At 58.8% G+C, this 22,784-nt stretch carries 16 protein-coding genes; 7 read left to right on the top strand and 9 right to left on the bottom strand.

The features are described 5' to 3' along the window. Positions 1 to 117: 117 nt before the first annotated feature. On the bottom strand, positions 118 to 1,113 hold the full coding sequence (locus tag F0Q04_RS17025) for a Bug family tripartite tricarboxylate transporter substrate binding protein (RefSeq protein ID WP_182342340.1): 996 nt from the start codon (positions 1,111 to 1,113) through the stop codon (positions 118 to 120). Positions 1,114 to 1,291: 178 nt separating this feature from the next. Beyond that, entirely contained in the window at positions 1,292 to 2,293 is a 1,002-nt protein-coding gene (locus F0Q04_RS17020; RefSeq protein ID WP_232539383.1) for a LacI family DNA-binding transcriptional regulator, read from the bottom strand. A 184-nt stretch (positions 2,294 to 2,477) separates the two neighbouring features. Here F0Q04_RS17020 and F0Q04_RS17015 point away from each other — a divergent pair, with 184 nt between their 5' ends. After that, positions 2,478 to 2,741 (top strand): YlcI/YnfO family protein, encoded by a 264-nt coding sequence (locus tag F0Q04_RS17015; protein ID WP_182342337.1) that lies wholly within the window; start codon positions 2,478 to 2,480, stop codon positions 2,739 to 2,741. Between the two features lie 26 nt (positions 2,742 to 2,767). On the opposite strand, the gene F0Q04_RS17010 is transcribed toward F0Q04_RS17015, so the two are convergent. Beyond that, entirely contained in the window at positions 2,768 to 4,024 is a 1,257-nt protein-coding gene (locus tag F0Q04_RS17010) for an MFS transporter (RefSeq protein ID WP_182342333.1), read from the bottom strand. Positions 4,025 to 4,275: 251 nt separating this feature from the next. Between F0Q04_RS17010 and F0Q04_RS24075 the strand changes: the two genes are divergently transcribed. Further along, positions 4,276 to 4,572 carry a hemin uptake protein HemP gene (locus F0Q04_RS24075; protein ID WP_232539382.1) on the top strand — a complete coding sequence of 99 codons (297 nt, stop codon included), beginning with the start codon at positions 4,276 to 4,278 and terminating at the stop codon, positions 4,570 to 4,572. Between the two features lie 100 nt (positions 4,573 to 4,672). Here the strand turns inward: F0Q04_RS24075 and F0Q04_RS17000 are convergent, their stop codons facing one another. Then, positions 4,673 to 6,865, bottom strand: a complete 2,193-nt coding sequence (locus F0Q04_RS17000) for a TonB-dependent receptor (protein WP_182342330.1) — start codon at positions 6,863 to 6,865, stop codon at positions 4,673 to 4,675. A gap of 203 nt (positions 6,866 to 7,068) precedes the next feature. On the opposite strand from F0Q04_RS17000, the gene F0Q04_RS16995 reads away from it, so the two are divergent. Beyond that, positions 7,069 to 8,634: a hypothetical protein gene (locus F0Q04_RS16995; RefSeq protein WP_182342327.1), complete on the top strand. Its 1,566-nt coding sequence runs from the start codon at positions 7,069 to 7,071 to the stop codon at positions 8,632 to 8,634. 63 nt (positions 8,635 to 8,697) lie between these two features. Here the strand turns inward: F0Q04_RS16995 and F0Q04_RS16990 are convergent, their stop codons facing one another. Continuing rightward, entirely contained in the window at positions 8,698 to 9,936 is a 1,239-nt protein-coding gene (locus tag F0Q04_RS16990) for an MFS transporter (RefSeq protein ID WP_182342324.1), read from the bottom strand. Between the two features lie 205 nt (positions 9,937 to 10,141). On the opposite strand from F0Q04_RS16990, the gene F0Q04_RS16985 reads away from it, so the two are divergent. Next, positions 10,142 to 10,663, top strand: a complete 522-nt coding sequence (locus F0Q04_RS16985) for a cytochrome C5 (protein ID WP_182342321.1) — start codon at positions 10,142 to 10,144, stop codon at positions 10,661 to 10,663. Positions 10,664 to 10,695: 32 nt separating this feature from the next. On the opposite strand, the gene F0Q04_RS16980 is transcribed toward F0Q04_RS16985, so the two are convergent. After that, the gene (locus F0Q04_RS16980; protein ID WP_182342318.1) at positions 10,696 to 11,391 is read right to left on the bottom strand and encodes a DMP19 family protein; all 696 of its coding nucleotides are present in this window, start codon (positions 11,389 to 11,391) and stop codon (positions 10,696 to 10,698) included. Between the two features lie 347 nt (positions 11,392 to 11,738). Here F0Q04_RS16980 and F0Q04_RS16975 point away from each other — a divergent pair, with 347 nt between their 5' ends. After that, positions 11,739 to 12,731 carry a helix-turn-helix domain-containing protein gene (locus F0Q04_RS16975; protein WP_182342315.1) on the top strand — a complete coding sequence of 331 codons (993 nt, stop codon included), beginning with the start codon at positions 11,739 to 11,741 and terminating at the stop codon, positions 12,729 to 12,731. 207 nt (positions 12,732 to 12,938) lie between these two features. Here the strand turns inward: F0Q04_RS16975 and F0Q04_RS16970 are convergent, their stop codons facing one another. After that, positions 12,939 to 14,795 carry an Ig-like domain-containing protein gene (locus F0Q04_RS16970; protein WP_182342312.1) on the bottom strand — a complete coding sequence of 619 codons (1,857 nt, stop codon included), beginning with the start codon at positions 14,793 to 14,795 and terminating at the stop codon, positions 12,939 to 12,941. Between the two features lie 2,328 nt (positions 14,796 to 17,123). Between F0Q04_RS16970 and F0Q04_RS16965 the strand changes: the two genes are divergently transcribed. Next, positions 17,124 to 19,751 carry a hypothetical protein gene (locus F0Q04_RS16965; RefSeq protein ID WP_182342309.1) on the top strand — a complete coding sequence of 876 codons (2,628 nt, stop codon included), beginning with the start codon at positions 17,124 to 17,126 and terminating at the stop codon, positions 19,749 to 19,751. A gap of 172 nt (positions 19,752 to 19,923) precedes the next feature. Further along, the gene (locus F0Q04_RS16960; RefSeq protein WP_182342307.1) at positions 19,924 to 20,106 is read left to right on the top strand and encodes a hypothetical protein; all 183 of its coding nucleotides are present in this window, start codon (positions 19,924 to 19,926) and stop codon (positions 20,104 to 20,106) included. A gap of 176 nt (positions 20,107 to 20,282) precedes the next feature. On the opposite strand, the gene F0Q04_RS16955 is transcribed toward F0Q04_RS16960, so the two are convergent. Both F0Q04_RS16955 and F0Q04_RS16950 read right to left on the bottom strand, forming a co-directional pair. Next, the gene (locus tag F0Q04_RS16955; protein WP_182342304.1) at positions 20,283 to 21,206 is read right to left on the bottom strand and encodes a pyridoxal-phosphate dependent enzyme; all 924 of its coding nucleotides are present in this window, start codon (positions 21,204 to 21,206) and stop codon (positions 20,283 to 20,285) included. A gap of 513 nt (positions 21,207 to 21,719) precedes the next feature. Then, on the bottom strand, positions 21,720 to 22,352 hold the full coding sequence (locus F0Q04_RS16950; RefSeq protein ID WP_116924272.1) for a response regulator transcription factor: 633 nt from the start codon (positions 22,350 to 22,352) through the stop codon (positions 21,720 to 21,722). Between the last annotated feature and the right edge of the window lie 432 nt (positions 22,353 to 22,784).

Here is a 22,784-nt window from a genome sequence, read left to right as displayed (position 1 = left end):
AGCAAACCGCAGGTTTGCGGTTGAGACGAGGCGCCAAGTCGCAGACAGTACGGTAGTACGGCAAGGCTTGGCGCGGCCGGCCAGGCAACGACGTATCAAGGGTTGTGTTAGTGGCTCTTATTGTGCGGTGATGTTGCCGGTGGTGATGACCTGCTTCCAACGCGCAAACTCCTTGCGCTGGAACTCGGTAAAGGCCTCGGGGCTGTTGCCGACAATCTCCAGCCCCATGTCGGTGAACTGCTTGCTCACAGCTGGGTCGTGCAGCGCTTTGACAATGCCGTCGTGCAGCTTGGTTCGGACATCGGCGGGCAGGTTCTTCGGTGCGGCAAAGGCTTGCCAGGCATAGACGTCCATGCCATCGATGCCGGCTTCTGCCATCGTCGGCACATCGGGCAGCACGGCAGAGCGCTTGTTGCCCGTGACCGCAATGGCCTTGAGCTTGCCCGACTTGATATGGGGGAAGACGCTGTTGACGTTCTGGAAGGACATGTCCACCTGGCTGCCCAGCAAATCAGCGGTGGCCGGCGCGCCGCCCTTGTAGGGCACGTGCAGGCCCTTGGTGCCCGTCTTCTGCCAGAACAGCTCGGCAGTCAGGTGGTCCGACGATCCCGCGCCCGAGGTCGCAAAGCTGACCGTGTCGGGCTTGGCCTTGAGCATCACGATGACATCCTGCACGTTGTTGACCTTGGGGGCGAGCTGGGGATTGACCACCAGCACATTGGCTGTTTGTACCGCCACCGTGATGTAGCTGAAGTCCCGCGTCGGGTCATAGGGCAGGCCCTTGATCAGATGGGGCGCCACCACGAGCGGTGCCAGCGACGAGACCAGCAAGGTATAGCCATCGGCCGGGGCGCGCGCCACCTGGGCGGCGCCAATGCTGCCGGTGGCGCCGGCCTTGTTTTCCACCACCATCGACTGGCCCCACTGCTGGCCCAGGTTGTTGCCAATTGCGCGCGCCACCGTGTCGGTCGCGCCGCCCGCAGGGAAGGGCACGATGATCGTGACTGGCTTGTCCGGCCAAGCCCAGGCACTGGGGCTGGCGGCCAAGGCCGCAGCGCTGGCGCAGACGAGGGCCGCTATCTTTTTCCATCCTGGTTTTGGGGTGGTGGTCATGCTTGTCTCCTGCATTTAAGACGTTGCTGAAATCTGGCTGAGCGATGCTTCGCTTCGAATAGTTAACGTTAACATTGCAATTTGTCGTATTGTTAACGTTAACTTTGGCTGAGAAATCAGTAATTACCCGACATTGCCAGGATGGCGGGGGTGTGAATTTCTACCGAGACAGCGCTGTTTAGCCGCTGCTGCGCTGGGTAATGGAAAAGCCGATATCGACACGCTGCGCATCGACGGGCTGGTCCAGGGTGCGGGCCACAATCATGTCGGCGGCCAACTGGCCAATGCGGGTGCCATCCAGCCGCACGGTGGTGAGGGGCGGGGCGGTGTCTTTGGCAAACTCCTGGTCGCCCAGACCGACAACAGCCAGGTCCTCGGGCACGCGCAGGCCCTGGTGCTGCGCCTCGACCAAGGCACCTAATGCCAAGGTATCAGAGCTGCAGAAAACGGCGGTCACCTCGGGCCGCTGGGCCAGTATCTCCACCAGGCCACGCCGGCCGCCACCCAAGGTGCTGGGCGCGGGCGTATAGGCCACCTTCACTTCGGGCAGGCCTGCCGCTTGCGCCGCTTGTGCATAGGCCGCCACGCGCACCCGGGCACGCGCATCATCGCCGCTGACCATGCCCAGTTGCCGGTGGCCCTTGGCGATGAAATGCGCCGCTACCGCCTGGCCAATGGCACTGTGCGAAAAGCCCACCAGCATGTCGATCGCCGTGTCGCTCAGGTCCCAGGTCTCGACCACCGGAATGCGCGAGGCCTGCAGCAGCGCCCGCCCTTCTTCGGAGGCGGCCATACCGATCATCACAATGCCATCGGGCCGGCGCTGGATGATGGCGCGGATCAAGTCCGCCTCTTGCGCGGCGTCATAGCCGGTGCGGCCAATCATCAGCTGGTAGCCGTGCTGGTTGAGCGCATGGTCGAGCGACTGGATCAGCTCTTGGAACACGGGCCCCACCAAGGTCGGCAGCAAGGCCGCCACCAGCCGCGCCCGCGACAGCCGCAGGCCACTGGCCAGCGCATTGGGCACATAGCGCATGCTGGCGATGGCATCGCGCACGCGCTGCAAGGTTTCGGGATTGAGCCGTTCGGGGTGGTTGATGGCCCGCGACACCGTCATCGCAGACACGCCCGCAGCGCGGGCTACATCTTGGATCTTGGACGGTCGGTCAGTGGGTTGCACGGGCAGGGATGATGGCGGCTGAAAGTGCCGCTATCGTAGTCCATGCTGGTGCTGCGGGGCGGTGCAGTGGGATTGGGATGGTATTTGAGCCAGCTTTGGCGGGCGGTAGTCGCCCCCTGCCAACCATACGCACTCAGAGGTTTAATGGCCGAGGATCCATTCACTTGCACTCCAGGATCTACCTATGAAGACTGCCACCATCCCATCCATCTGCGTCGAGCCCGCTTTCATGGACGAGGTGGCGCGTGCCTTGGCGCAGAACGAAAGCCTGGCGTCTTTTGTCGAGACCGCTGTCCGCCGCGAGATCCAGCAGCGGCAAGCACAGGCGGGATTGCTGCAGCGGGGATTGGCCGCCACGCGGCACAACAGTGCTGCTGCTGGCATCCCTGCACAGGTCGTGATTGCCCGCCTGGAGGCCAAGCTGGCCGCAGCCAGGCAGCGCAAATGAACCTCTCAATGTCAGACAGCTGGATCTCAACCCACCCGCCTTACCTCCAGCGCTGATACCGGCGCACGCGCAGGCCACAGCGCGACCAGCACCAGCAGCACCGCCACCAGCAGATAAGGCGCGCCCGGGTGCAGGTCATAGACCAGGGTGCCCACCAGGGGCCCCAGGATCATGCCCAGGCCATGGGCTGCGGCAACGGTACCGGCAGTGGCGCCTTGCTCATGCGCGCCCACGGCATTGGCGGCCAGTGCCATGACGGAGGGGAAGACCCAGCCCATGCCGGCGGCGCCTAAAAGGTAGCCGGCCCACAGCGCCCAGGGCGTGCTGGCCAGCAGCAGCGACGCAAAGCCCAGCGCAGACAGGGCGCAGCCGGCGCGGATCAGGCGCTGCGGGGTCCAGCCCAGTTTGCGCACGGCCAGCTGGGCGAGGATCAGGCCCACACCGACAACGGCCAGCGCTATGCCGGCGGCGCGGGCAGCGGCGCTGGCGTCCAGCTGCAGCCGGTCCAGCGCAAAAAAACCCACAACTACCTGGGCAATGGTCACGCTGAACATCGCGCAAAAGGCCACGGCCATCGGGCGGCGCAGGCGCGGGTCGCTGATCTTGAGGGGGCCGGTGGGCGGGTTGGCGTGCTGCTCGCTGCGCGGCAGCCAGCGCCACAGTACCAACAAGGCCAGGGCGGGCAGCACGGCGGTGATCAGCAGCGGCAGCTCCAGGCTGTGCGCGACCAACAGGCCGGTGACGCCGGGGCCCGCCACCATGCCGATGCCGCTGGCGGCGCCCAAGGTGGCCATGGCCGCCGCACGCTGCGGGCCGGGCACATGGTCGGCCACTAGCGCTGCACCGGTGGCGGGCACGGCGGCATAAAAGCCCCCGGCCATGCCGCGCAGCAGCACCAGCCCGGCAAAGGCCAGCCACACGGGCGGCCGGCTGCGCAAGGCAAACACGATAAAGCTGCACAGCAATGCATAGCAGACCACAAAGCCGCCCAGGCCCCGCAGCAGGATGGGGCGCCGGCCCCAGCGGTCACTGGCCGCCCCCCAGCGCCGTGCCAGCAGTACCCAGGCCAGGCCCCCCACGGTCACCGCCATGCCGGCCTGCCAGGGCGCCAGCCCCAGCAGCCTGGCGATGGGGCCGATCAGCGCCACAAAGGACATCATCGACAAGGTGCAGACAAAGTTCTCGAACATCAGCGGCCGCATGCTGAAGCTGCGCACGGGCGCCGTGGACGGGGCCGCATCGGATGGGCGGGCGGGGCTCGCCGAGGTAGACGGGACGGGCATCAGACTCCTTCAATAACATGGTCTTTAAATGATAATCAATCTCATTTAATGATAAACTCGGTTCCTGTGATTTGCCCCTCTTGTGATGAACGTCATCCCGCCATGCGCGCCGTTTGCGGCGCTGCCAACGCCCTGGCGTTGTGGGGGCCAACGGGCAGCGGTGCCGCGTGCTTCTGCTGCTTTTCTTCCCTCCTTCGGGTGCAGCTGTCTGCATCTGCCTGACCATCCACCAACCCGCCATGAGCGCCACCATGACCACTTTGCATGCCGCGACCAGCGCCCGCCGTACCTTGCAACTCCGCCGCCCAGCTGTGCCACAGCCGCAGGACGCAGCCGATACGCCCGCTGCCTGCGAGGCCGAGTCCCATGCTGGCGAGCCACTCACCATTGCGCTGCAGCCCCGGCCGCTGAACGATGCCAACCTGCAGGTGCGCAGCGTGGACAGCGCCAGCCTGCTGGCCGGCCACAAGACCGTGCAGATCGCCCATAACGGCTCCGTCTACACCTTGCAGGCCACCAAGCTGGGCAAGCTGATCCTGACGAAGTAAAGCGCTCCACACCGCTGATAAAACACAGCCCGCTGGCATGCAATGGCCAGCGGGCTGTGGTGTTTGTGGGCTCTGGCAATGGCCAGAGCCTTTGTGGTGATCAGAACGACACGGTGGCCGACAAGCGGTAGGTGCGCGGCGCGCCCGGCATCACAAAGCCATCGTTGAACATGCCGATCCAGTAGTTCTTGTTGGTCAGGTTCTCCACGCTGGCGTTAAAGCGCACGGGCGTAGCGCCGAACTTGGTGGCATAGCGGGCCATCGCGTCGATGCGGTTCCACGAAGGCACCTTCAGGCGGTTGCCCGAGTCCGCCCATTGCGAGCCGGTATGGAACAGGCGCCCGCCCACCGACAGGCCTTGCACGGGGGTGTCCCAATCGAGGCCAATGCGGGTGCGCAGCTTGGGCACGCCATAGTTCTCCAGGCCGGTGTTGGTCTGCTTGGATTGGATGTACTCCACACCGCCCAGCAGCGCCGCGCTCTCGCTCAGCTTGCCAAACGCGCTCCACTCCAGCCCGCGCAGGCGCTGCTCGCCATCGAGCACCTGGAAGTTCGCGCTGTTGGTGACGATGGAGGGCTTCTTGATCTGGAAGGCGCTGATGGTGTGCGTGGTCTGACCGGCCTGCAGTTTCACACCCACTTCGCCTTGCTTGGTCTGCATCGGCGCGAGCGTGTCGCCCTGGTTGGCAAAGCCGGTGCCCACGGTGCGGCCGGGCTCCAGGCCTTCGGTGTAGTTGGCAAACAGCGCGATGTTCTCACCCCAGGGGCGTAGCACGCCGGCAACCATTGGCGAGGTGCGGCTTTCGCTGTAGTTGGAGGCCACGCCATTGACCAGCGGGGTCTTCACCGTCTGGTGGCGCAGGCCCAGGGTCAGCAACAGCTTTTCATCCCAAAAGCCCATGGTGTTGGCAATCGCCACCGAGCGGAATTCGTTCTCCGTCGTGTAGTCCTTGAAGGTGGGTGCTGCGGGGAAGGCGGGCTCCGTCGGCCGGTACATATTGGTCGTGTAGCAGTAGTTGCAGGCCGTGTTGACCGTGCCTTCCTTGTGCTTGAGGATGTTGAACGACAGCTGCAGGCGGTGCTGCACGCTGCCGGTGTCGAACTTGCCGATGACGCCCGCCTCGGCCGTGCGGCGCTCGGACTTGGTGTGCACGTTGTAGATCGCGCCGCGCGTGGTGCCGTCTGCGCCGGTCACAATGGCGCGCGTGCCAAACAGCAGGCCCTGGCCTTCGGCCTCCGACCCGCCCGCTGCCACATAGCCCTGCCAGTTTTTGCTGAAGTCAAACTCGGCCCGGGCCAGCAAGCCGCTGTTGTCGTACTTGCCATGCGTACCCTTGAACAGGTTCACATCCCCATCTGGCGGTGAGAGCAGGGTGCCCACACCGGGGATGGCTGCGCTGCCCAAAAAGCTGAACATGCCGGGGCTGCCGCCATCGATCTTGTTGACGCTGTTGTACAGATCCAGGTAGAGGCGGAAGTTGTCGCCCAGGTAATCGAGGCCCAGCGCGCCCACATTGCGCTTTTGCTTTTCGTCCTCGGCGCCCATATCGCCCGATCCATAGACGCCATTGAAGCGCAGGCCCAGGCGCTGCTCGGGCCCAAAGCGCTTGCCCACGTCGGCATGCAGCTGGTAGTACGAGTCCGACACATAGGTGGCGGTCAGGTCGGCAATCGGCTGGGCCAGCGCGCGCTTGGTCACCATATTGACCGAGCCGGCCACGCTGGCGAGCGGCGGCATGCCCGAGAGCAGCACATTGGGGCCGCGCATCACCTCGACCCGCTCGAACATCTCGATCGGCACCGAGTTGGCCGGCGCAATGCCGTAGAGGCCATTGGTCGCTATGTCCATCGCCGTCACATCGAGCCCGCGCAGGTTGAAGTTCTGCAGCAAATGGCCCTTGTTGGTGGTAAAGACCACCGCCGCATCGTTTTCCAGCACATCCTGCAGCGACAGCGCCGACCAGTCCTCGGCCAGCTCGCGTGTGTAGGCATTGACGTGCACGGGCGCCTCCATGATCGAGGTCGCCCCCAGAATGCCCAGCCGTGCCCCCTTGGCTGCCTTGCGCCCGGGCGCGAGCGCAGGGAGGTCTTCACGCTCATAGCGGTCGCGCACGGTGACCTGGGGCAGGTTGACGGGTGCGCTGGCCTCTGTGCTGGCGCCCGCCTCCTGCGCGGGTGCTGCTGATTGCGCTGGCTGGGCCTGCTGGGCCGATGCCCCAGCGCTGGCGGCAGCGGCCATCAAGGCCAGGACGATCAGGTTGGGTTGGTGTCTGAGTTGGGTTGTATGTGACATGAGAATGACGTTGCTATGACTTTAATGAACAAGAATCATTCTCAATCGTATTCATCAGATGTCATGTTTGCAACTTTTTGTTGTATTTATGGGATCACCCGCCGCTGAATTTGGTGCGAGCCCTGCGTCTGGAGACTCAGGTTCCGCTGTAAGCACGGGGCGAGGAAAGGTCCATATACTGATATGAATATCAGGAGATAAATTTGAATAAAGCCATGGGTATCCGTTCTACCGTTGTTGCTAGCGTGCTGGCGCTCGCAAGCAGCATGGGTTGGGCTGCTCGCAGTTTTACCCCCCAGGCCGGCACCTGGGCCATTACCGAAGAATTGGATGGAAAACCGGGCCGGGGCCTGGCGATTGATGTGCAAGGCAATACCTTCTTTATGCAGGTATTTGGCTATGAGACGAATGGCGACGCCACTTTCTACACGGCTACCGGGCAGATGGATGGCGACACCGTTACTGCACCGCTGATGCAGTACCAAGGGGGGCGCAGCTTTGGCAGTGATGCAAGGGATGCGGTCGCGTTGGAATCGCCGGGGAAAGTGACGGTGAGTTTTGCCAACGGGCTACAGGGGACGGTGCAGTTTCCTGGCGAGCCCGGGCGCGCGATTCAACGCTTTGAGATGAGAAGTGATGACTATGTGGCCCGCTATTGGAGCGCAGGTGAAACGCGGAGTTTTCTTGGGACGACGCTGGACTCCAATGCGCTTGCACACCGGCAAGTCCATATCAACATCGGCAAGCCGGCCCAAGATTTGCAGTGGCGGGTATGGATGCGTGGTTTTCATGGCGTTCCATGGAATACGTTCATCTGCACAAAGGCCGCAGACCAAGACATTTTCCGTTGCACCAACAGTGAACCTCAGCCCGCCGATGGCAATGAGCCCTATGTGCAGTCCATTGCGCTGCGTATTGTGAATGTGGATCTTGTTGCTGAGCTTGTCGTACTGGAACAAGGAGCAGTGCTTACTTATCCAGTCATGGGTACAGCTATAGGAGGGGGCTCCGGCTCCACCATCACTGGGTGCGCCTTCTGGCTGGATCTGTACATTGGCGATCAAATCAACTGCAACCTTTCAATCACCCCCAGCAGTGGCACTTGGTTGGTGGAGGATGAATGGACCTTCAAGCCAGGGCGTGGAATGGCCATCGATGTTCAAAATGGCATGGCCTTGGCGCAGGTATTTAACTATCTGCCAAGCGGGCGGCCGACCTTTCACATGGGAAGCGGAAGTTTCCAGAAAGCCCAGACCCAGTTAGCGCTGAATCGCTACCAAGGAGGCCGTGCACTGGGGGGACCACTCCAAAGTGCGGAACTGGCGGAGGCTGCCGGAGACTTGTCGCTGGCGTTCTTGTACGGCGGTACAAGCTCGAGGGCACTCAGTCGCGTACGCGGAACGGTAGCGCTGCCGAACGAGCCTCAAAAGCAGATGGTGCGGATGGCATTGGAGCCGGGTGCCGCAGACGCGCAAGGCTTGCTGGGGCAATGGTGGCTCAAATTCTCCACCTTGATTGCCCCGCAAGACACGGTCGCCGTGACTTTGTCGCGTGTGGAGGGTCTAGAAGCGGTGAGTGACGATGGCGCCATTCGATGCACCCGCGCTGATCCCGCCGTTCCGCGCAGGGCCACCTGTACCTGGATCCGTGATGGTGTGACTTCTACCGGTTATCTCTTTCAAGAGCCTGGCAACCGAAGTGGAACCGTGCTGCAGGTCCGCGACCGCCACGGCAACCTGATGGGTCTGGGCGCCGTCCCCTTGGAGTGATGCCAGCGATGGGGGATGGGGCAACCAGCCCTCTGCGCCCGATGCCGGGTGCACATCCCATTCTTAGGGGCGCTTCTTCCGCGTATCCGGCAAGAACGCGGTCGCCAGCCCCAGCAGCGGCAGGAACGAGGTCAGGCCATACACCCAGACGATGCCATGCACATCGGCCAGCTCTCCCAGGCCCGCGGCACCGACGCCGCCGATGCCGAACATCAATCCAAACATCAAACCCGAGACCAGGCCCACGCGGCCGGGCACGGCCTCTTGCGCATACACCACCAGTGCGGCAAAGGCGGACGACATCACCAGGCCGATGGCGATGGCGAGCACGGCGGTCCACACCAGGCCCACATAGGGCAGAGCCAGCGCAAACGGCGCCACGCCCAAAAACGAGATCCAGATAACGGCCTTGCGGCCGATGCGGTCACCGACCGGGCCGCCGGCAAAGGTGCCCGCTGCCACAGCGGCCAGGAACATGAAGAGAAACAGCTGGCTGCTTTGCACGCTCAGGTTAAAGCGCTCGATCAGGTAGAAGGTGAAGTAGTTCGTGAACGATGCGATATAGACAAACTTGGCGAACATCAAAATGCAGATCACCATGACGGCGCGGATGACGCCCACGCGGTTGAGGCCTTCACCCGCATGGTTCTTGGCCAGGCTCTGGGCCTTGGCGCTGCCGTTGTGGCGCACCCAGATGGTCAGGCGGTACAGCACAAAGATGGCGACCAGGGCGACCACCATGAACCAGGCCACCGCTGGCTGGCCATGGGGGATGACGATGGCCGCCGTCAGCAGCGGCCCAATGGCAGAGCCAGTATTGCCGCCCACCTGGAAGCTGGACTGCGCCGTGCCAAAGCGGCCGCCCGATGCCAGGCGCGCAATGCGCGAGGCCTCGGGATGGAAGGTGGCCGAGCCCACGCCCACCACGGCGGCGGCCACCAGCAGCATCTCGTAGCTCTGCGCGGTGGCCAACAGGCCAATGCCGATCAAGGTCATGCCCATGCCGGAGGGCAGCAGGTAGGGCTTGGGGTGCTTGTCGGTGTACATGCCAATCCATGGCTGCAACAGCGATGCGGTGACCTGGTAGACCAGCGCAATCACGCCAATCTGCCCAAAGCTGAGCGAAAAGCTCGCCTTGAGCATCGGAAAGATCGACGGCAGCATCGCCTGGATCATGTCGTTGAGCAGGTGGGCGAGCGCGGCGCCGCCCACAATCGGCAATAAAAAGCCGTGCTGCTGAGTATCTGCAGGTGCTGCAGCCAGTGCAGGCGAGGGGTTGAGGGTGGCGGTATCAGCGGTCATGGCGTCGGGCGGGCAAACCTGGGCAGGCAAAAAAATCAGGCAAGCGGCAAGCCTACGGGAAGATGCGCTGGCGCAATCGCGCAAGCAGGACAAGAAATATCGAATTTGTGCCAGTTGAGCGAATGACAGTCATTCGCGGGCAGGGTAGATGCGTGGCCGGCCGCCGCTTATGATGGCCATTCACTTCAACGCAAGGACGGCCCCCATGACACAGATTGCCCATCTTCGTGACGCGATAGCCGCGAGCCAGCTTTTGAACGACGTGCAAGCCGACGACGGCTTTGTGGTGGGCAGCGTGCGGTTCCATGCCGCAGGGGCCGATATCCATGTCAATGTCGACCCGGAGCTGGCCGACAACCCGGACATGGATGTCGATGCCCTTATCGCCAATACCCAGCGCTTTTTGGCGATGCCAGCCGATCAGTGGACGGCGCTGGTCCACGACATTGCGCTGGAGGTAGAAGAAGCCGTTGAAGACGATGAGGTGCAAGAGCCCACCGATCTGCGCAATGACCTGCGCCTGCATTCGGTGGCCGTTTTTGCCGATGCCGTGCTGCTGTCATTTGTCGCACCCAAGCAGTTTCCGCAGTGCTGGGTGCGGGCCCAGCTGTGCGAGGAGCTGCTGCTGGAAGACATCTCCATTGACGAGAACGATGGTGTGGAGACCATCGAATTCAAGTCGCTCGATGATCTGCTGGACAACCTGAGCGCAAACAGCGACAAGTAGAGTACATTTGTGGAGTCGTCAGTAAGGACTGACTACTCGCCTGCCTCTTGATCGGCGCCGGCGCGAGCAGAGGGCGCCGGCCCAAAGTATTCCGGCACGCGCTTGACCAGCTCCTCTGCGGCCTCCCAGAACGCTTCGTCCAGCTCCTCGATGCGCTCGGAGCGTTCGCCGTCAATGGCCTTGTAGACATCATCGATGGTGTTGACCGCATCGGACCGGGCAATCGGGCCGACGAGGCGCCAGAACGCGCAGACGACGTCGCGTGTGGCGCTGGCTTTTATGTCAGCAAGAGCGGCCAGGGCCGCGTCCATTTCAGCGATCCCCCAGTTGCCCAAGAACTGCAGCAGGCCGCCGTTGTAGCCATCGGCCACCAGGCGCCACAGTGCGACCAGCGCCCGGCTGCGGCTGCCTAGTTGTTCGATCTTCCAGTCCGCCGCCTTGAGCTCTGCCAGTGCCGCTTCAAACAGCGCATCTTGCTCCAGTGTCCAGACATTGAGTGCGCCGTCAGCCGAGGTCTGACCGGCGCTGGGCCAGTTGACGCCGCGCCCGTCCGCGGTAGCCACCCATTGCGATCGCTCTTGCGCGTTCATCGCAAGCACCTTGGGCCCCACCCAGGACAGCGGAGCGGCCAGCTGGCGGCCGTCATCGAGCAGCAGCAAAACGCGCTTTTCTTCAAAGATGACGTCGGTGATCGGAGATCCGACGACGGCATGCCCGTCGTGCTTCATGCATGGCCTTTCCGGGGCGCAAACCTGCCCCCAACAGCGGATGAGTTTAAGGGAGATCCCGTTTCGGCGAGGGTGCTGCCCGCGCCTTATCTTGAGCGCCCTCCTACCCGTAAAGGCCCAACTGTAAACAACATGTAAACCTGGTGGTTTCAAATCATTGTTGCGTAACAGGTAAATCAAATTTTGATATTTGTTTTAATCCAAACTTCTTTGCTTAATGCAGAAATGAATATCATTTTTCATTTATATATTTCATTATTACAAGTCGCTGATTGTAATTTTTAAAAGAGAATGTTTGGAGTGTCTCTCGTACTATATTTGCCGTAAATTTCTGCATCCACGCCACCTTGCTTGCCGCCCACCCTTGCTGCCATTGGCGCAGGTGCGCGCTGCTGGCTGGGCTGGCCACGCCAGGCCGCTTTCAAGATCCCCGTGCATTTGCAAGCGCAGAAAAATCCACGGAAACCTGGCGTCCGATATGGAAAGGGATTTGTGCGCAATATATGATTAATAGTGAGATTAAAGTCCCACATGTAATGATCGTCGATCGCGATCTACAGCAACTTCGTCTTCTGGTCACCGCACTGCGCAGCCGCTCTTACACCGTCAGCGTCATTGAGAATGAGAGCCAGGTCTACACCCGCATTCTTTTAAAGCCTCCTGATCTGGTATTGATGGATGTGCGCTTGCCTGACCGCAGTAATATCAAGGTGGCCAGATTGCTCCAAGAGAATGCATCCACCCGCTATATACCCATCCTATTTATCTCTGCGCTGTCTGATAAAGAAGACCGGCTGCTTGGGCTTCGTGCTGGAGCTGTCGACTATATATTGAAGCCCTATTATGTGGATGAGGTGCTGGAGAGGGTTCGCATTCACATTGCGCTGGCGCGTAAAAGAACCGGATTGGAGCAGCATACAGCGGATGCGGTGAGGGCATGGCATATACCTTCGGGAATCCTGTCGGCCAATATGAGCATCAAGCAGGTAGCGACCGAATTCATAATCCATCACCTCAGTGACTCGACGCTAAAAGGCGGTAATGTGGCTGCCAGCCTGGGTTTGTCCACCCACCGCCTAAATATGGTATTTGAGGCCACCGTGGGCATGACGGTCTTTGAATATATTCGCAAAGAGCGAATGTCCAGGGCCGCAATGATGCTGGAGACCGGCTCACTGGGGGTCGCCGACATTGCGACCGAAGTCGGCTATGCCAACTCCGGCAACTTTTCCACCGAGTTCAAGAAGTTCTGGAAAAGGTCGCCCAAGCAGTACCGCATGGCATTCCAGGCGCAGGGGGCACCGGTGCCAAGCCAGCCGTCAGAAGATAAACCGGAGTAGCAACCGGTGTGCCGCACGTCTTGACGTTCAAGTGCTCAATCTGCGGATGAATCGCGAGATAAACCTATGCGGATCACCGCACTCCACCGAGCCCCTCTTCGCCGCGTGACTCCGCATACGAAAGTCTGGACAAGCACTACCGACACGACCAAAAAAATGCCAGTCAGCATGTCACTGACTGGCACCGGTTTGAAGGCCGATCAGCGATCAGGCACTGTGCTTGCGTGCACGCCCCATGCCGAGCATGGCCAGGCCTGTGGCAAGTACCAGCAGTGCCCAGGTGGACAGCGACGGAACCGCAGTGGGCACGGGGACCGCGCGAATCGTGATCTCGTGGCTCAGCTTGCTGTCAACGCCCGAAGCGCTGACGGCAGACGATCCCACTTCCGTTGGCTTGCCCTCGACCACACAGGTGACCACAGCCCCTTCTGGGATGGTGGAGGGCGATGTCCAGCCGGTGGCAGCCGGGGCAGCGGGCGTGACGATGGTGCAAGCGCCAGGCCCTTGGGTGATGCCGGCAGGCAGGCCGGAGACGGCGCAGTTGGCCCCCGCCTGGTCTGCACTGCCCCGGTTGCTGCAGCTGTAGCTGCCTTGGTAGGGAGTGCCGACCGTTCCCGTCGACGGCAATCCGCTCAGATCGACCACGACATCCGCAGCGCCCACGACGGTGATGTCCTGGGTCGCCGTGTTGTTGCTCAGGTCGCGGTCTCCCGTCGTGCCGGTGGTGCCCGTCGTTGTCGTCGTTTTCTTCACATTGGCGGGTGTGCCGCCTACCTCACAAGTGACGACCGCGCCTTGCGCGATGAGGTTCCCTGCGGTCCAGGCTGCGCTGTCGGGGCTTACCGTGCAAGCCTGGATGCTGAGCCCATCTGGCAGCGGGCCGGTGGTGCAAGCCGTCGCAGACAATGCATCGGCATCGCCCAGGTTGCTGCAGCGCAATTGCCCTTGGTAAGGCACGCCGACCGTCGCGGTGGCCGGCAGTCCGGACAGGTCGATGGCCAGATCGGGTGCCGTGACCGTCATCGTGACCTCAGCCGTTGCGCACTTGGTCTGGTTGGGCGCTGGCAAGCAAACGTCGTAGCTAAAGGTATCGACGCCCACGAAACCAATGGCAGGCGTGTAAATAAACTTCCCAGGATTTGCCGGATCGGCCGCAATCGTTCCGCCGTTGGCCGACGTGGTCTGCGCGGTGACCGAGCTGCCCTCCGGCACATGGGGATCGTTGTCCGTCAGATCCAATGAGCCCGAGGGCGTGTTGATCCGCGTAGTACCCGAATCGTTGACCGTAGCCGGCGGATCCTCAAAAGTATTGGTGATCTTGGTGGGCACCCAGGTTTGGGGCAGCTCCGTTTCTGCAGGCAGTCCTGGCAGCTTCTCTTCGCGCACTGCGATGTTGTCCAGCTCAAAGCCGGCGCCCCAAAAGCGTATCTTCTTGATGGTGGTGGAGCCGAAAGCGGTAGTGTCCTTGAGCACATAGTTCAGATACACATAGGGCTCAGCGTTGTTCCCCTCGATAAAGGGATTGCCGTTGTATTGCGCTCTGCTGTAGGTGATGTTCTGGTCCAAGGCCTTCATCGTGAGGTTGGAGGGCGAATTCAAAAACGCCATCAGATCGTCGGTGGTCATCGCCGTCAGCACGTTGTCGTTCTCATCGAGCAACTCCACGTTGTTGCCGTTGGAGCCTGCGGACCACCAGAAGCCGACATAGCGCGCAGGGTTGGTCAAGGTCACCGTGACGCCTACCGGTGTGCCGGTTGTCCCTGCATTGAGAAAGTTGGAACCACCACTGCCCATTACCGTGCCGGTGCCTGCGCCGCCATACACATTGGCAGCGGCCACATTGGTATTGCCGCCGGCGCCCACCTGGTACGTTCCGATAGCCCAGTTGCCGGATGTTTTAGTGCCCAGGGTCTCGCCGTTGAATGTTTCGATGGTGTACGACTGCTTGTAAGCGTCGGACCAAGGCAGAGCGCCTTCGGGCACCGCTGCGTTGAGAGCCGCATTGCGGACGGGTTCAGAGATATAAAGCGTCAGCTCACTGGCCTGGGCATTCCAGGCGCTCATTCCAGCCAGGCAGGCAAGGGCCAAAGCCGCAGAAGTTTTTGTCATAGACCTTGTGAATAATTTAGAAAACAAAATCTTCGATATGAATCGCCTTTGTCTTTTTTCGGGACGATTCATTTCCCTCGCACATCAAAAGGCGAGTCGCGGTGGTTCGGGCTTTAGATCCGTGGATACGCCCAGCTGGCAGAGAGCAGGGGGCGGTTGAGGAGATCCATGGCCTGGGTTGGGCTTGCCGTCAGCGGACGCTGCTGTGCAGCGCGAGGGAGATTCGAAGCGATGGATTGTAGAACAAAAGGAACATTTACTGACAAAATTTACAATTGGGCGAAATGCTGCAGAAGGTGCTGCCCAGCGGCCATCTGCCTTGCGCCACGGTTGCGCAGGGCGCAAACGCCGCCCACCGCAGGCCCCATCAACGGGGCGCCGATGCCTGGGGATTGCCTTGCATCCACACCACAAAGGCCCCCAAGCGCGCATCGAACCCTGCCGCAGATGCGTTGGGCGCTTAGAACAGGTTCTTTGGCCTGCTGCACAAAGAAATGGGCTTGGCTGGCCATATCTGGAAAGCGCTCCGAGAAATACCGCGCATAGTCATCCAGCGACCGGGGCTAGTACCCGCCTGGACTGCCTATAGCCACGGGGCAGTCCATAGATAGGCTGATTTCGGCTACCTGGCCAAGGGCAGTCCAAGCAAAAGGCCCATGCAGGCCATGAAGCAGTGGCATCCAACGCATCCTGAACGGTTCAATAGGCGGCCCTATGAGCGTCCGGGATGCACCAGCTAGCCCGAATAGGTGGGCCGATGGGATTGCATTCCTGAGGCAGGCGAATGGCAAAAAGGCGCGCGTTTCAGCCATCCGTACACCGGCAAGAGATCAAAACTCGTCACCGCTTGATACGCATACCACGCTAACAAGGGATGACGTTCTATCTATGACCTAAGCGTGCGAGCAGGGAAGTTGCAAATTCAGCTAACTGAAGCCAGATGGCAGTTATGTTTTGAGAGTATCTATCGCGATTTTTGGCTAGTTCGTGGTGTTAGTAAATGCTGGAATCAGTAAATCTTCAATTCTAAAGTCGCTCTTAATTATTACTAGATGTAGCTGATCTTGCGCGTATATGCCCACTGCGACTCAGTATGCATCAGGGCAATGAGAATTTGTGCAACAGCATAAATTTATCTCAGAATTCATTTGAGTCGATCACCTGATTAATTGTTTACAAATCCATATTGAGAATTCAATGTCGGTATTTAAGTTTTTAATCGGCTAATACTCATAGTTAATAATTATTGAGTGTTTGACGTTGGTTAAAAATAGGTTTAAATTTTTGGTCAGAGGGTTGATAAAAAACCTTGAAAAGTTCTCGCCAGAATGTACGTCAAACAACCCATTGGGCTTGGGGCGCCACCACTTGCAGCCGTTGCGCACATGAGCAAAGGATGTGGTACGCAATGCTTAAAGTAACTGCGGATAGATAAAAAAGAGATTTGATGGCTGGAAAATGATATCGCCATAGCGTGTTTGCATTGATAGTGGCATACGCCCACACCGGCTTTTCTCAAGAAGTCATGCTTGATTCGTTCGAAGATCCCAGATCTGTATCTCAGTCGTGATTATATCGATAAAAACGGCAGTCGAAATATTGATCCATTTAATGGATTTCTGCAACGCCAATACGGGGAGCTCCATCGTCCCAGAAATGATGGTTTTGATCTTCAGGTGAGAAGGACTGCCGACGGTTCTTCTATTGAGTCGCTGAAACCTGCAGCCTGCGACTAATCATCCGGTGCGGGCATCGGGTGGAGTATTGATTTTGATCGCGTTTTAAAAAAGAACAAGCCGTTAGTTAAACACACATACACAGGCAGTGGCAGATAATCCCATTTTGGCACTGGCTGGCGATAGTCAACAATTCTTTGTATTTGCTGGCAGCTCTTAGCCTTTCGTGTTGATGAACCAGCAGTGTAGAGACGACCGTATAGATAGCTGTGGGTTGAAAGTATTTTCTCCTGATGGCGGCCACTGGAGCTCTCATTGTGCACTTGGCAGCCGCAACACCTATGAGGGCTGCCAAAAGGGAAGGCGCAGTCAGCCGATATTCAGGCTGCAAGCGCGTGTGTCGTGAGGTTATCTGTGCAAGTCGGCGGGGGCTCAGGTGTTGCACTTCAAATTTGAGGTAGCGAGGATAAATGCCTATGAATTCATATGATTACTTCATTTAAAAATGCCATCTTCCACCAGGAATATTTCTTTGGGCTTTAGCAGGCGTTCTATAGGCTGCGCTAAATGAGCTTTATATTTTTTGAAAATATGAGAGGATTAAATGATGAAAAATCACATTAAATTTATTATCTCACCTCTTTTTATGTCGATTGGCTGTATTTGTAATCTTCCCGCTGTGGCCGCACCAGGCGTACCAGCTGATCCGTTAGTGGTATGGAGCGAGGATTTTCAAAATTTACCAACCCCGACTCTAACGTCGGATGTCACTGATTTGCTTGGCTATACAGGCTTGAATCCTGTCAACCAGGCTTACACGGCTGACCCGCCTTGGACAAGTCCGTCGAAAATGTGCAATGGAATTTTGGCTGCATACAATCAAAATCCTAACTCAACAGTAGGAATAGCTGCCTGTACAGGTCACAAAGGCAGTTGGAACTTCTCACAGCAGCTGAGTCAAGCACTAGGGATTTTGAGAGGTCAAGACATAAATACAACTTCTCGCAACAATTATGCAGTAACTGCATTTACGACTGGAGATCCCGGTTCTGACTTAATAATTCTCAGAACAGAAGGTAATATCCCCTTGGTTGCGAGTAAACGATTTCTATTGACTTCAATAGATGCGGCTGCACTCAACTGTCAATCAGGGCGTCCATTATTGCGCTTTTCATTTGTTGATCAGGATGGTATAGAGGAGAATATTTCACCTGATGCTGTGGATGTCTGTGCTAATGGTTCTAGAGTGCCAGTGAGTGCACTAGAAGGTAATCTTGTCGGTACTGCAGTCGCCGGAATTTTAAATTCTCCCGCAGCATTTAAATTTGCTGGAAGATCAGTTGGATATATTATTCGTAATGCCCAGGGGTCTGGAAATGGCAATGATTTCGCATTCGATAATCCAAAAATTTTGGATGCCACTCCTCAACTTGACAATGCATTCGATCCGCCGTTGGTAGCGATGGGTAATTCGACCAACATAGTCTTCACGATCACGAATACCAGTGATTTGCTGGCAAAGGAAGGTTGGGGTTTCACGGATACACTCTCCCCAGGTCTCACTGTTTCAGGAGTTCCGATCACTACCTGCCCCACAGCTTCGACAGATGTTTTAGCGCCAATAGGAGCTAATTCCATTTCGATTACCAGCAGCTTGTCTAATGGGATGGCATCATGCACAATAACAGTGCCCGTGATGGCCTCTACTGCTGGCATTTATCAGAATAACGAGAATAATATAAGCCTGCACGAATTTATTAACCCCCCACTTCCAAATACATCGAATCATCTAGAAGTCACGCCCGCTGCCGACATGCAAGCAAGTTCTTCGCTGCCTGCGAATGTCATTGCTGGGCAAACAGTTGCTGGCACCATTGCTTGCCTGAATGCAGGACCCAGTGCAGCGGACTCTGCAACATGTGATATTTCTGGGCTTCCAGCGGGTGCAACGACGAGCTGTACACCCGCCGTCCCCACGGCGACGCCACTCACTGTATCCGGCGCGATCTCTTGCGGCGTGAGCTTTGTAGCTCCTGCTACGGGCTCTATAACAGCAACGATCACTGCGGGCAGCGCAACTGCAGATCCACTTACCTCAAATAATGCAGTCTCCTATAACGCAGTGATCACGCCCGCTGCCGATATGCAGGCAAGTTCTTTGCTGCCTGCTAATGTCACTGCCGGGCAAACAGTTACTGGCACCATTGCTTGCCTGAATGCCGGACCCAGTGCAGCGGACTCTGCAACATGTGATATTTCTGGGCTTCCAGCAGGTGCAACGACGAGCTGTACACCCGCCGTCCCCACGGCGACGCCACTCACTGTATCCGGCGCGATCTCTTGCGACGTGAGCTTTGTAGCTCCTGCTACGGGCTCTATGACAGCAACGATCACTGCGGGCAGTGCAACTGCAGATCCACTTCCTGCCAACAATGCAGTCTCCTATAACGCAGTGATCACGCCCGCTGCCGATATGCAGGCAAGTTCTTTGCTGCCTGCGAATGTCACTGCTGGGCAAACAGTTGCTGGCACCATTGCTTGCCTGAATGCAGGACCCAGTGCAGCGGACTCTGCAACATGTGGAATTTCCGGACTTCCAGCAGGTGCAACGACGAGCTGTACACCCGCCGTCCCCACTGCGACGCCACTCACTGTATCCGGCGCAATCTCTTGCGACGTGAGCTTTGTAGCTCCTGCTACGGGCTCTATGACAGCTACGATCACTGCGGGAAGTGCAACTGCAGATCCACTTCCTGCCAACAATGCAGTCTCCTATAACGCAGTGATCATGCCCGCTGCCGATATGCAGGCAAGTTCTTCGCTGCCTGCGAATGTCACTGCTGGGCAAACAGTTGCTGGCACCATTGCTTGCCTGAATGCAGGACCCAGTGCAGCGGACTCTGCAACATGTGGAATTTCCGGACTTCCAGCAGGTGCAACGACTAGCTGTACACCCGCCGTCCCCACTGCTACTCCACTACCTGCATCCAGCGCGATCTCTTGCAACGTGAGCTTTGTAGCTCCTGCTACGGGCTCTATGACAGCAACGATCACTGCAGGCAGCGCAACTCCAGATCCGGAATCAGCAAATAATGCCATTTCTTATGAGGCTTCAATTAATACACAACCTATTATAAAACGCGTGCCTGCATTGAATCATTGGATGATTTTTACACTTTCGTTCATCTTTGGTGTAGCTATTTTGGTTGGATTCAGGAAAAAAATGAAGTGTTGAATACTAAGTCTAAGCATATTGTCGCGCTAGGGAAACTCTGCAAGCTTCCAGTCGGCAAGTGAGGTGGTACATTGCCGTGGGCAAAGGCCTGCGTAAGAAGCTCGATGTAAGCACCCCGCTGGTATTGTTGAAAGAGAAATACGAGCAAACCAAACCCAGCATGTGAGCCAAAATGGGGTACCCGTTCCGTGTGATCAAGCAGCAGTTTGGATTCAACAAGCTGCGCTACCCAGTCATCGCCAAGAACGACAACAAGCTGCAGACGATGTTGGCGCTGGCCAATCTGTGGTTTGTGCGAAGGAAGTTGAAGGGGGTGCCGGCATGGGTGCGCCTGCAGGTGCTCCACACGGGTTAAAAGCCGTCAATGCGGTTTGAAATCTGGCGACAAAGCTGCGTCATGGCAGGCAAATCGGCATCGAGCTGACAGGTCGATCTGAATGCCGTGGTTTTGCAGACCTTCCCCAGCGGTGGATCTGCTGATCCCATGGCTTGTCAGCCGCGCCCAGCAAGCATGGCCTCAGTCACCGCCTATCAGCTCGCAAACTCGGCGCTCCACTGGGCGAGCTGGCGCGCGGTAATGCCGACGCCGCCGCAGAGAATGACCACCACGGACTGGGCTTGCTGCAGCAGGGGCGACGCGCTGTGCAGCGCCGCCACCGATGCGCCGCAGGCGGGCTCGACCAGCATGCGGTGCTCCAGCAGCACCTCTTCGCAGGCGGCTACGGCGGCAGCATCTGGTACGACCACGCTCTCGATGCGGTGCTCCCGGGTCAGCGCCAATGCGCGGTCGCAGACCTGGCGTGCGCCCAGCGAGGTGGCAATGGAGGTGATGCCGGGCAGCAAGGTGGGCGCGCCGGCTTCCATCGCCTTGGCCAATGACTCAGCGCCTGCTGTCTCGGCGGCAAGGACTGGCACGGCGCCCCAGCCATTGCGCTGCAGTCCCTCCACCACACCGCATAGCAGTCCGCCGCCGCCCACCGAACAGATCACCAGGTCCGGGCGCTCGCCTTGCCGTGCCAGCTCGTCGATCATCGTAGCGTGGCCGGTCCAGAGAAAGGGGTCATCAAAGGGGTGCAAAAAGGCATCGCTGGCCGTCATCAGCTGCTGGGCATGGGCATGGGCCTCCATCCACGATGCGCCGTGCACGATGACCTCGGCCCCTTCGGAGCGGATCAGGTCCTGGGCGCGCGGCGATGTGGAGGCAGGTACCACCACGGTCACCGGGGTCTGCAGCATGCGGCCGGCATAGGCCACGGCATACCCGGCATTGCCGCCCGATGAGGATATGAAGCGCTTGGCACCGCGCGATCGGTAGATCTCGCAGGCGTGGCCGATGCCACGCGTCTTGAACGAGCCGCTGGGCTGCAAGGTCTCCAGTTTCAGGCGCACGTCTTTGCCTGTGCGCAACGACAGTGCCCGCGATGCGATAACGGGGGTTTCAATATGGATGGCCATGGTGTATTTCCTTGTGTTCTGAACGGTGCCGCCTGGCTGCCTGCCGATGAAGGTGAGCCACGCGGCCGCTGCAACTCAGCTGTTGGTGGCCAGAACTTTGCAGTCGTGCCGATCCGCGAACCGGCGATAGGCGATAAGGGGCAAAGCCGCCCACAACGGCCTGGGCGCAGGCTGGCCATGGAGATGCTGGTACGCGGCGTGCAGCGGGCAAGTCATGCCACCAGGCCGCAATGGCCCAGTAGCAGGCCCTCAGTGTAGGGCGCAATCAGCGCACGCTGACCAAAAGTCCCGGAGCGCGGGCGACAAGGCGGTGATGCGGCGACCTGGTGAAAAAAGGCAGCAGGCCGCACTGCTGGCTCGGGAGGGTGGGCGCGCCACACCAGGCTGCGCTGCCCGCTGGCGCCTTGCCGCTACTGCGCAGACGATGTACCCGCGCTGCATACGCGCCCACAAAAGCCAACGCCACCCGAAGGTGGCGTGCAGAGGCGGCTGTGACGCGCGAAGGACAGGCGATCAGCTGATCAAACCATTCTTTAACGCGTAGTAGGTCAGATCGCTGTTGGAGTTCAGGGTCATCTTCTCCATCAAGCGGGTGCGATAGGTACTCACGGTCTTGACGCTCAGCGACAGCTGCTCGGCCACATTGCTCGCGGTCTCGCCCTGGGCGAGTTTGAGGAAGACCTGGAACTCGCGCTCGGACAGGTGCTCATGCGGCGGGGCATCGTCCTTGCGGCCCAGTTGCTGGGCCAGCAGATTGGCAACCATCGGGGTCAGGTAGCGCTTGCCCAGCGAGATGGTGCGAATCGCCTCGACAATCTCACTCGGGTCGCACTCCTTGTTCAGGTAGCCGTTGACCCCTTGGCGGATCAGGTTGATCGCATAGTGCTCAGCCGGGTAGCCGCTCAGGATCAGGATGCCCATGTCGGGCTCCTTGGCGCGCAGCATGGTCAGCGCGTCGATACCGCTTTGGCCGGGCATGGACAGATCCATCACCAGCACGTCCACGGATTCATTGCGCACCAGGTCAATGGCTTCACGGCCATTGGATGCTTCTCCCACGACGCGGATATCTACGAAATCCGCGAGAAATTGCTTCAGGCCGGAGCGAACGATGGCGTGGTCATCGACAAGTCCTACGTTGATCATTGGTCTTCCTTGGTAGCGGCAGCGCAGCTTTGGCTGACTGGCTCGCGGTCTTTTTTGAAACTGCGCAACCGGATCGGATAACCACAGGTGACAGCACAAGCGGCCGTGATTATCAAAAAAATGCAGATAATAACTATATTATTCACTGCGAGAATATCCAGAGCCGTATCGCTAAATTATAAATTTGATACCGGGTATTGACCTGCCTCAATGGTCGGGTAAATACCTTTTTCAAAAACCTCAATGGCTAGAGCCTTAGTTTAACCATGGTTTGCAAACGCGTTGTGGGTGGGTGCAAACGGACGTTGTCAGTGTAGGACTACAAGTACTGAGACCGATTTTTCAGGGCCTTGTTCTAGCATGGAAATTTTGCTGATTCAGCCAATGTGGTATATTGCAGCGGCATTAAAAGAAAATGTCCTACAAGGATAA

The sequence above is a fragment of the Comamonas koreensis genome, from assembly GCF_014076495.1.
GTDB classification, from domain to species: Bacteria; Pseudomonadota; Gammaproteobacteria; order Burkholderiales; family Burkholderiaceae_C; genus Comamonas; species Comamonas squillarum.
Note: the sequence above shows the minus strand (reverse complement) of the source record. Positions and strands in the feature narration are given on the sequence as shown.

What these genes read in the sequence shown, in the direction of transcription:
- F0Q04_RS17025 (WP_182342340.1), bottom strand. Translation starts at nt 1,113, where the DNA reads ATGACCACCACCCCAAAACCAGGATGGAAAAAGATAGCGGCCCTCGTC.
- F0Q04_RS17015 (WP_182342337.1), top strand. Translation starts at nt 2,478, where the DNA reads ATGAAGACTGCCACCATCCCATCCATCTGCGTCGAGCCCGCTTTCATG.
- F0Q04_RS17010 (WP_182342333.1), bottom strand. Translation starts at nt 4,024, where the DNA reads ATGCCCGTCCCGTCTACCTCGGCGAGCCCCGCCCGCCCATCCGATGCG.
- F0Q04_RS24075 (WP_232539382.1), top strand. Translation starts at nt 4,276, where the DNA reads ATGACCACTTTGCATGCCGCGACCAGCGCCCGCCGTACCTTGCAACTC.
- F0Q04_RS17000 (WP_182342330.1), bottom strand. Translation starts at nt 6,865, where the DNA reads ATGTCACATACAACCCAACTCAGACACCAACCCAACCTGATCGTCCTG.
- F0Q04_RS16990 (WP_182342324.1), bottom strand. Translation starts at nt 9,936, where the DNA reads ATGACCGCTGATACCGCCACCCTCAACCCCTCGCCTGCACTGGCTGCA.
- F0Q04_RS16985 (WP_182342321.1), top strand. Translation starts at nt 10,142, where the DNA reads ATGACACAGATTGCCCATCTTCGTGACGCGATAGCCGCGAGCCAGCTT.
- F0Q04_RS16980 (WP_182342318.1), bottom strand. Translation starts at nt 11,391, where the DNA reads ATGAAGCACGACGGGCATGCCGTCGTCGGATCTCCGATCACCGACGTC.
- F0Q04_RS16970 (WP_182342312.1), bottom strand. Translation starts at nt 14,795, where the DNA reads ATGAGCGCCTGGAATGCCCAGGCCAGTGAGCTGACGCTTTATATCTCT.
- F0Q04_RS16965 (WP_182342309.1), top strand. Translation starts at nt 17,124, where the DNA reads ATGAAAAATCACATTAAATTTATTATCTCACCTCTTTTTATGTCGATT.
- F0Q04_RS16960 (WP_182342307.1), top strand. Translation starts at nt 19,924, where the DNA reads ATGGGGTACCCGTTCCGTGTGATCAAGCAGCAGTTTGGATTCAACAAG.
- F0Q04_RS16955 (WP_182342304.1), bottom strand. Translation starts at nt 21,206, where the DNA reads ATGGCCATCCATATTGAAACCCCCGTTATCGCATCGCGGGCACTGTCG.
- F0Q04_RS16950 (WP_116924272.1), bottom strand. Translation starts at nt 22,352, where the DNA reads ATGATCAACGTAGGACTTGTCGATGACCACGCCATCGTTCGCTCCGGC.